We start from the raw sequence: 6,564 nt of genomic DNA, 5'->3' as shown, positions 1-6,564 counted from the left end.
GACGGATTTGCAATCCGTCGTAAAAAAGGTTCGACCTATTATGCCAGGGGATTTGTAATCCCCTATCCCATCGATATGCTGGCAACAGCCTGGTTGCTGGGGATTGCAAATCCCCAGAGCATAAAGAGGTTAGGTCATTTTTTGACGGCGGATTGCAAATCCGCCGGGACGCCTAACGGAGGAAAGGACATATCCGGCGCTACGGAGATCAGCCTTTGGGAGGAGGATGAGGAGCAGCGCAAGGAGATTCTCCATCTCTTCAGTACCTTCCACAGTCCTTTCGTAGAGATTCTGGAGTCATTGAAGGATGAAGAAACTGAAGAAGAAGCATAAGAATAACAATGTAAATATAGTTCTATATTCAACTCAATCTTCTCAAACGCCCGGAAAATGGGATATCCGGCGCAATAGAAATCTCCCTATAAGCACAGTTTTTTCTGGCTTATAGGGAGATTTTTGGCTAAAATAGCCTGTAAACTGCTGTAATGATAAATAATTTTCACTATTCAGCCTTTAGCCAGGCTCTCCCAGAAAATGGTAAATCAATTGCACCATTTTGGGAGAAAAGTATTGACACCGCTGATGATAGCCCAGTTGGCGGATGCCCTCCCATAGGGGTGGACAGCGCTTGATCCATGACATCAGGTGTCGGCGAGCCGTAATCTTGTCGCCCGCCATCGGGAAATACTGCAAGGCGAGATCAGCCTTGCCCATCATCATATTGTTATTGTGATTGGCATCTTGCATAAGCTAGTCATTTTTGAGGTTAGACGACACAGGAGGAAAAGGCTTGGCCACGGGAACAGGATCCGGAGAGGATGCCCCGGAAGATTTCACAGGCAGACTGCCTCTATCCTTGAAGAAACCACGGAGGACACTCACGATATATGCCGCCTTCTTCATAGGCTGATGCAGACGGATGCGCTCAGCAACATACTTTTCCTTGCGCTCAAACCACACCACAAAGTCGCCCAACATTCCCAGAAAGAGATGACTGCTCAGCTCCTTCGCAGTAGCCTCGCTTACATCATAACGATTCATCAGCTTGATTTTCAGCTGGATACGTTGAGAGCGCAATTCCTCCGGAATCTTATCGTCCTGCACTTCATCCTCACGGCAGTGGACCGTAAAAACCAGGTAGGTAGGCCACCCCACGCAGCGCTGCTCGGCTCTCAGGGCATCCTCCTCGGAATAATAGGTAGATAGCGTGAGATACTGATCCACCATGCCACAGTCGTAGAGTCGCTTCTGGTCATCGAGTGCCGGCTGGAGGCTCTTCGACATCAGATCGCTGAAGTATTTGTAATAATTCTCCCTGCCGTGCATCAGCGCCACAAACTTCTTGGGATCTATCTTGGTATATCCCTTCAACGCCCAGCAGAGGGTAATGATGTAGAGCTTGATGGATGACGCACTACAGCAGTGATTCACCACATCCAGATGCACATGGGCTACCCCCTTGTCGAAACTGTAGAAGTAGTCCAGCAGATCGTTGGAGAAACGGAACTCCACCGCCAGATGACCTCCCATCCTGATGAATTCACAAGAGAAAAGTCTTGGAAATTCAGCGTAATAGGTCACCTGGTTCACATCACACTTGTAGGGGATGGCTATCGGCTTGCGCTTCGCCATATCCACTATCGCATTCTTAACCTGGCTATAGCGGCTGGTATGGGCGCATAGATCCGACAAGCGGATGACGACGACAACATAACCATCAGTCATCTGCTTGGCTGTCAAACGCTTACGCATAGACTTATTAGGCATTTGGCCATCTACCACGTAGTCCTTAATCACTTTCTGAGCATGGCCTACAATGGCCAAAACTACCTTGAGCTGCACAACGGAATAATTGTTTCGCGACAGTCCTTGAACTCCCAGCATGGAGATTACATTGTTCATAGGTTTTGTCATTTCTTTTCCTTGTTAGCTGTCTGCCTTTTTAAGGTAGGCAAATTCATATTTTTAAAAGAAATCGACACAGAAGGATAGGTGAAGATAACAAATAAATGCTGACCACCTTCCCTATTAGGGAAATATTACCTCTAATTAGTCAACACTTTTGGCATTTTGATATGCTTACCATCCATTCCGTGCCGACTATTCTTTTCTTCGAATCAATCGGACACAGAATGCCCAGGTAAGGATCCAATGCCAAACTCACAAGAACAGGAAAGAGGTAAGTCCTGAACTCTCGGAGTATTTGTAAAACCCTCACTTGTATCAGCCTTATGACACAACAGCTTTTTGCCATAGCTTTTGATGCCATTTCAGCTAACCGATTGCAAAAGTAACACCTTTTTTCGAAATAACCAAAAAAAACAAAGAAAAAAATACATTTTCCATCAAAATTTCTAAAAAAAATGATTTTTCACACGCGTTTACGTATAGTATAAAAAGTATAATAAAGTATATATATTACTATATATGGTATAGTATAAGGGCCACTTTCTCGAATCTATCCATCTAATTATCAAGCACTTAGCATTCCACCTCTCGCTAAGAGTGTAGCTTCAGCCACCCCCATTCGCCGAGATGGTAGCTGTTTCTCGCCGAGATGATAGCATAAAAATCACCCACTCCCCGAGAGTGTAGCAACACCAGGAAAGATGGGTTCAGACATCGGCATATAGGGTGCTTGCAAGAGGCATATTGGGCATCAGCCTACACCCAATATGGCATCAGCCTACGCCATATACGGCATGAGCTTGCATCATATATGACGCTGGCAAGTATCATATATGACGTAAGCAATCATCATATATGACGTAAGCGATCATCATATATGACGCAGGCAAGTATCATATATGACGCAGGCGAAAGAGTACCATCTTGAACCAAAGTGAACCAAAAAGGACGAAAGTGAACCATCTTGGACCAAAGTGTGCAAATCGCCTCTGCCGGATGTCGTATCTTTGCATATGTAATCGGGAAGAGTCCGATACACAACAAGAGTTATTCATCTTTTAAAATTTTAGTAGTATGTCAGTAAGTTTTAGTTTAGCCAAGCATTTGGCAAAGCCGGGTGACAAGACCTCAGACAGCAAGTATTATGCTTGCACACAGATCAACGATTCCATCTCGCTCAAGATGTTTGCAGGATTGATCGAGAAGCAGACCACCGTATCCCGTGCAGACTGCACCGCAGTATTGGTGAGCGCAGTAGATAACCTCGTAACAGAGCTTCAGCGCGGCAACCAGGTGGAGTTTGGCGAGCTGGGCAAGTTCCGACTCCAGCTTACCAGTACAGGAGTAGATAATCCTGCCGACTTCCGCAGCGACGTCAACATCACCGGAGCAAACATCCAGTATATCCCTGGAGAGGGAGTGAAGAACAAGTTCACTGACCTGGATTACAAGCAGGTGGCATCCAGAGCTCTGCAGATTGCAGCCATGAAGGCAGAGAAGGCGGGCGCCAAGACGCTCAACATCGAGGAGGCAAAGAAGTACAAGAAGGACGAGGCGACTGGCGACGGCACAGACGAGACCGGCAAGCCAGGAAGCACCACCGGAGGCGGCACATCGCAGGGCACCGGCAGCACTGGTGAGGATACCGGCAACACCGGCGAGGATTCCGGCAACGGCGACAATGTAAATTTATAAAATATTAATTATTAACAGATTAGGTATATGAGTATTAAGAACAAGCAGACATGGAATGAGGTCATCAAGTTTGTGGTGACGGTATTAACAGCCCTTTTGGGGGCTATGGGAGTTTCTTCCTGCTCTTTTTAGGGCATACCGTCTCCTGGGTTTAACAATGGATTATCAGGTTTAATTAATAGACTATGAGAAAGATTGATATGATTGTGGTGCATTGCAGCGGTAGCCGCTGCAATCACCCTTACACAGTAGAGCAGCTGCGCCACGACCATATGGAGGTGAACGGCTGGTTTGACATCGGCTATCATTATTATATTACGCGCGAGGGCAAGGTACATGAGTGCCGTCCGGTAGAGCGGATGGGTGCGCATGCCCGTGGAGCCAACGCCAACTCCATCGGCATCTGCTATGAGGGCGGACTGGATGTCAATGGCTGCATAGCCGACACCCGAACGGCAGCCCAGAAGGATGCGATGTTCTGGCTGATCATCAACCTTCACCACCGTTTTCCTGACATCAAGGTGATACTGGGTCATCGTGACCTGCCTGGCGTGCAGAAGGCATGCCCCTGCTTCGATGCCACCAAGCTCCAGCCGCTGCTGGAGGTATAGGAATGGGAACAGAAAGAATCATCCCCCAACCTGCAAACTGCGGGCTGGGGGATTTGCATTATGTGATAGAAAGAGTTATGAATGTCTATCAGCCAGTTTTCCCGCTTTTTATTTGGTCGTTTCAGGAAAAAAGCGTAATTTTGCGGCGAAACTAGATGTTGAATTAAATGAATTGCGTATGAAACAGGTAGAAGAAAGATACATCAGCTTGCTGACCGACTTCGGCTTCAAGCGAATATTCGGAACGGCAATGAACAAGGATTTGCTCATTTGCTTCCTCAACAGCTTGTTTAATGGCAGACAGGTTGTGAAGGATGTGTCGTATCTGAATCCGGAGCATGTGGGAGATGTCTATACCGACCGCAAGGCCATCTTCGACGTGTATTGCGAAGGAGAAAACGGCGAGAAGTTCATCGTTGAAATGCAGAATGCCTACCAGGCTTATTTCAAGGACCGCTCCCTCTTCTACTCCACTTTCCCGATTCGCGAGCAGGCACCCAAGGGGAATGACTGGGATTTCAAGCTCAATCATGTCTATACTGTTGCGCTGCTCAACTTCAACATGAATGAGGATGCCTTCGACAAGGAGAAGATCCGCCATCATGTACAGTTGTGCGATACCGCTACCCACAAGATTTTCTACGACAAGCTGGAGTTTATCTATGTAGAGATTGCGAAATTCAATAAGACTCTGGAAGAACTGGAAACGCTCTACGAGAAGTGGCTTTATGCGCTGAAGAATCTCTATAAGCTTACCCAACGCCCGAAGGAGTTGTGCGACAAGGTTTTCGACCGTCTCTTTGAGGAAGCCGAGATTGCCAAGTTCACACCTCAGGAAATGAGGGAGTATGAAGCAAGTAAGATGGCATACCGGGATATCAAGAACTCCATTGATACGGCGAAGCAAGAAGGTCTTGCAGAGGGTATGGAAAAAGGTATGAAAAAAGGTATGGAGAAAGGTATGAACCAGAAAGCCCTGGATATTGCCAGGAACATGCTTGCTGATAGCGTTGACATCAATCTGATCATGAAGTATTCCGGTCTTACCCAGGAACAGATAGAAAAATTGAAATAAGATATTATCTTAGAGGTAACAGATAAGAAATCCCCCCATCCCATCGATATGCTGACTATTGCCTGGGGCTGGGGATAACATATCCCCAGAGCATAAAGAGGTTAGGACATTTTTTGACGGCGGATTGCAAATCCGCCGGAACGCCTAACGGAGGAAAGGCATATCCGGCGCTACGGAAAATTATCTTGGAGAAAGAGTAATCTCTCTCCAAGATAATTCGAAAAAGATGACGTAATGGATATTATTATGTCAACGTATAGTACATTTTCTATGGCATATTGAATATAATAATCCGCAAGGAACCATTACTTTAATTTTGCCTTCTTACATAACTTATACTGCACGCCAATTACATCGCCCTCCATTAGAGTCAGTTGTAGCGAAACAAAGTTTTGCCGTAAGACCTGCACCACTAGCAGCAAGTAGAACTTTTACTTTAGTTTCAACTCCTAAACATCCTACAGCGGTTCCGTAATTCCACTTGCCGAAAATATAAGTCTTGCATGTATATACAGGAGTTATTGCTGCATTTGACTGACAATAAAACAAAACATTACTATTCTCCTCTCTAGGCATAAAAGCGTCATATCCTTCTGTATTCCCATATGTCTCTATATGTCCATATTGATCCCCTAATGCTCTACTAGAAGTGAGTCTAGAAACAATGTTGTTTTTTTTTACTCTCTTGTATAGATGGTTTTACATCTGTCAGAGTAATAGGTTTCCCTTCTTTGTTGCATTTTGCAATGGCTTCATTGGCAACTTTCATCTCGTTTAATGCATTTTTGTACATTTCTTCGCTGATGCCCATCGCTTCCGCTTCTTTTTGTGATATAGTTAAACTATAAACACTATCTTTTAAAGATACAAATTCAGACAACTTTATGTTTGCTGCTCTTTGTTCTCTTTGCTTAGGAGTGAGTTCTGAAAAATCAGCCTCAGATAGTCCAAGTTCCGATGCAGTGCAAATGCTATTCTTTTCTGAAGATGCTGTTGATGAAATGTTCTGCTCTTTTTGTGAGCAAGACAAGAACAGCAGGGAGAAGAAGAATGCGCTGATTAATTGAAATTTATTTTTTTTCATACCGTCAATTGTTTGTTGATAATAGGTTTATTACTTAATGATTTCGGCTACAAAGATAATGAAAAGTTCGCAAAAACGAGAGATTTACTTCAAAAATCTACGCAAAATAACGTAAAAAGTCTGTGTGCTAATACTTTTATAAAAAAATATGAGGGTGTGTCATAAGTCTATGGCGCACCCTTTTCGTTTTT

At 44.8% G+C, this 6,564-nt stretch carries 8 protein-coding genes; 5 read left to right on the top strand and 3 right to left on the bottom strand.

Annotation, left to right across the window (positions count from 1 at the left end; all coding sequences use genetic code 11):
- A partial coding sequence (locus DXD25_RS17270; RefSeq protein ID WP_222847553.1) for a hypothetical protein occupies nucleotides 1-333 on the top strand: 333 nt, incomplete at its 5' end.
- Between the two features lie 180 nt (nucleotides 334-513).
- Here DXD25_RS17270 and DXD25_RS15715 read toward each other — a convergent pair.
- Both DXD25_RS15715 and DXD25_RS15710 read right to left on the bottom strand, forming a co-directional pair.
- Nucleotides 514-747: a DUF4248 domain-containing protein gene (locus tag DXD25_RS15715; RefSeq protein WP_228115447.1), complete on the bottom strand. Its 234-nt coding sequence runs from the start codon at nucleotides 745-747 to the stop codon at nucleotides 514-516.
- A 3-nt stretch (nucleotides 748-750) separates the two neighbouring features.
- Nucleotides 751-1,914 (bottom strand): replication initiation protein, encoded by a 1,164-nt coding sequence (locus DXD25_RS15710; RefSeq protein ID WP_117664322.1) that lies wholly within the window; start codon nucleotides 1,912-1,914, stop codon nucleotides 751-753.
- Between the two features lie 1,068 nt (nucleotides 1,915-2,982).
- Here DXD25_RS15710 and DXD25_RS15705 point away from each other — a divergent pair.
- The 4 genes from DXD25_RS15705 to DXD25_RS15695 all read left to right on the top strand — a co-directional run bounded on the left by DXD25_RS15705 (nucleotide 2,983) and on the right by DXD25_RS15695 (nucleotide 5,289).
- Nucleotides 2,983-3,603 (top strand): DNA-binding protein, encoded by a 621-nt coding sequence (locus DXD25_RS15705; RefSeq protein WP_117664321.1) that lies wholly within the window; start codon nucleotides 2,983-2,985, stop codon nucleotides 3,601-3,603.
- 27 nt (nucleotides 3,604-3,630) lie between these two features.
- Nucleotides 3,631-3,735, top strand: a complete 105-nt coding sequence (locus DXD25_RS16810) for a smalltalk protein (protein ID WP_153095822.1) — start codon at nucleotides 3,631-3,633, stop codon at nucleotides 3,733-3,735.
- Between the two features lie 53 nt (nucleotides 3,736-3,788).
- Nucleotides 3,789-4,214: an N-acetylmuramoyl-L-alanine amidase gene (locus DXD25_RS15700; RefSeq protein ID WP_117664320.1), complete on the top strand. Its 426-nt coding sequence runs from the start codon at nucleotides 3,789-3,791 to the stop codon at nucleotides 4,212-4,214.
- 178 nt (nucleotides 4,215-4,392) lie between these two features.
- Entirely contained in the window at nucleotides 4,393-5,289 is an 897-nt protein-coding gene (locus DXD25_RS15695; RefSeq protein ID WP_370453431.1) for an Rpn family recombination-promoting nuclease/putative transposase, read from the top strand.
- Nucleotides 5,290-5,944: 655 nt separating this feature from the next.
- On the opposite strand, the gene DXD25_RS15690 is transcribed toward DXD25_RS15695, so the two are convergent.
- Nucleotides 5,945-6,373 (bottom strand): hypothetical protein, encoded by a 429-nt coding sequence (locus DXD25_RS15690; protein WP_117664318.1) that lies wholly within the window; start codon nucleotides 6,371-6,373, stop codon nucleotides 5,945-5,947.
- Nucleotides 6,374-6,564 lie beyond the last annotated feature (191 nt).

This window comes from Prevotella sp. TF12-30, assembly GCF_003436715.1.
GTDB classification, from domain to species: Bacteria; Bacteroidota; Bacteroidia; order Bacteroidales; family Bacteroidaceae; genus Prevotella; species Prevotella copri_A.
The sequence above is the reverse complement of the archived record's forward strand: the minus strand, read 5'-3'. Positions and strand labels throughout refer to the sequence as shown.

Excerpts from the sequence above, each read along its gene's own strand:
- DXD25_RS15715 (WP_228115447.1), bottom strand. The coding sequence starts at position 747 with ATGCAAGATGCCAATCACAATAACAATATGATGATGGGCAAGGCTGAT.
- DXD25_RS15710 (WP_117664322.1), bottom strand. The coding sequence starts at position 1,914 with ATGACAAAACCTATGAACAATGTAATCTCCATGCTGGGAGTTCAAGGA.
- DXD25_RS15705 (WP_117664321.1), top strand. The coding sequence starts at position 2,983 with ATGTCAGTAAGTTTTAGTTTAGCCAAGCATTTGGCAAAGCCGGGTGAC.
- DXD25_RS16810 (WP_153095822.1), top strand. The coding sequence starts at position 3,631 with ATGAGTATTAAGAACAAGCAGACATGGAATGAGGTCATCAAGTTTGTG.
- DXD25_RS15700 (WP_117664320.1), top strand. The coding sequence starts at position 3,789 with ATGAGAAAGATTGATATGATTGTGGTGCATTGCAGCGGTAGCCGCTGC.
- DXD25_RS15695 (WP_370453431.1), top strand. The coding sequence starts at position 4,393 with ATGAAACAGGTAGAAGAAAGATACATCAGCTTGCTGACCGACTTCGGC.
- DXD25_RS15690 (WP_117664318.1), bottom strand. The coding sequence starts at position 6,373 with ATGAAAAAAAATAAATTTCAATTAATCAGCGCATTCTTCTTCTCCCTG.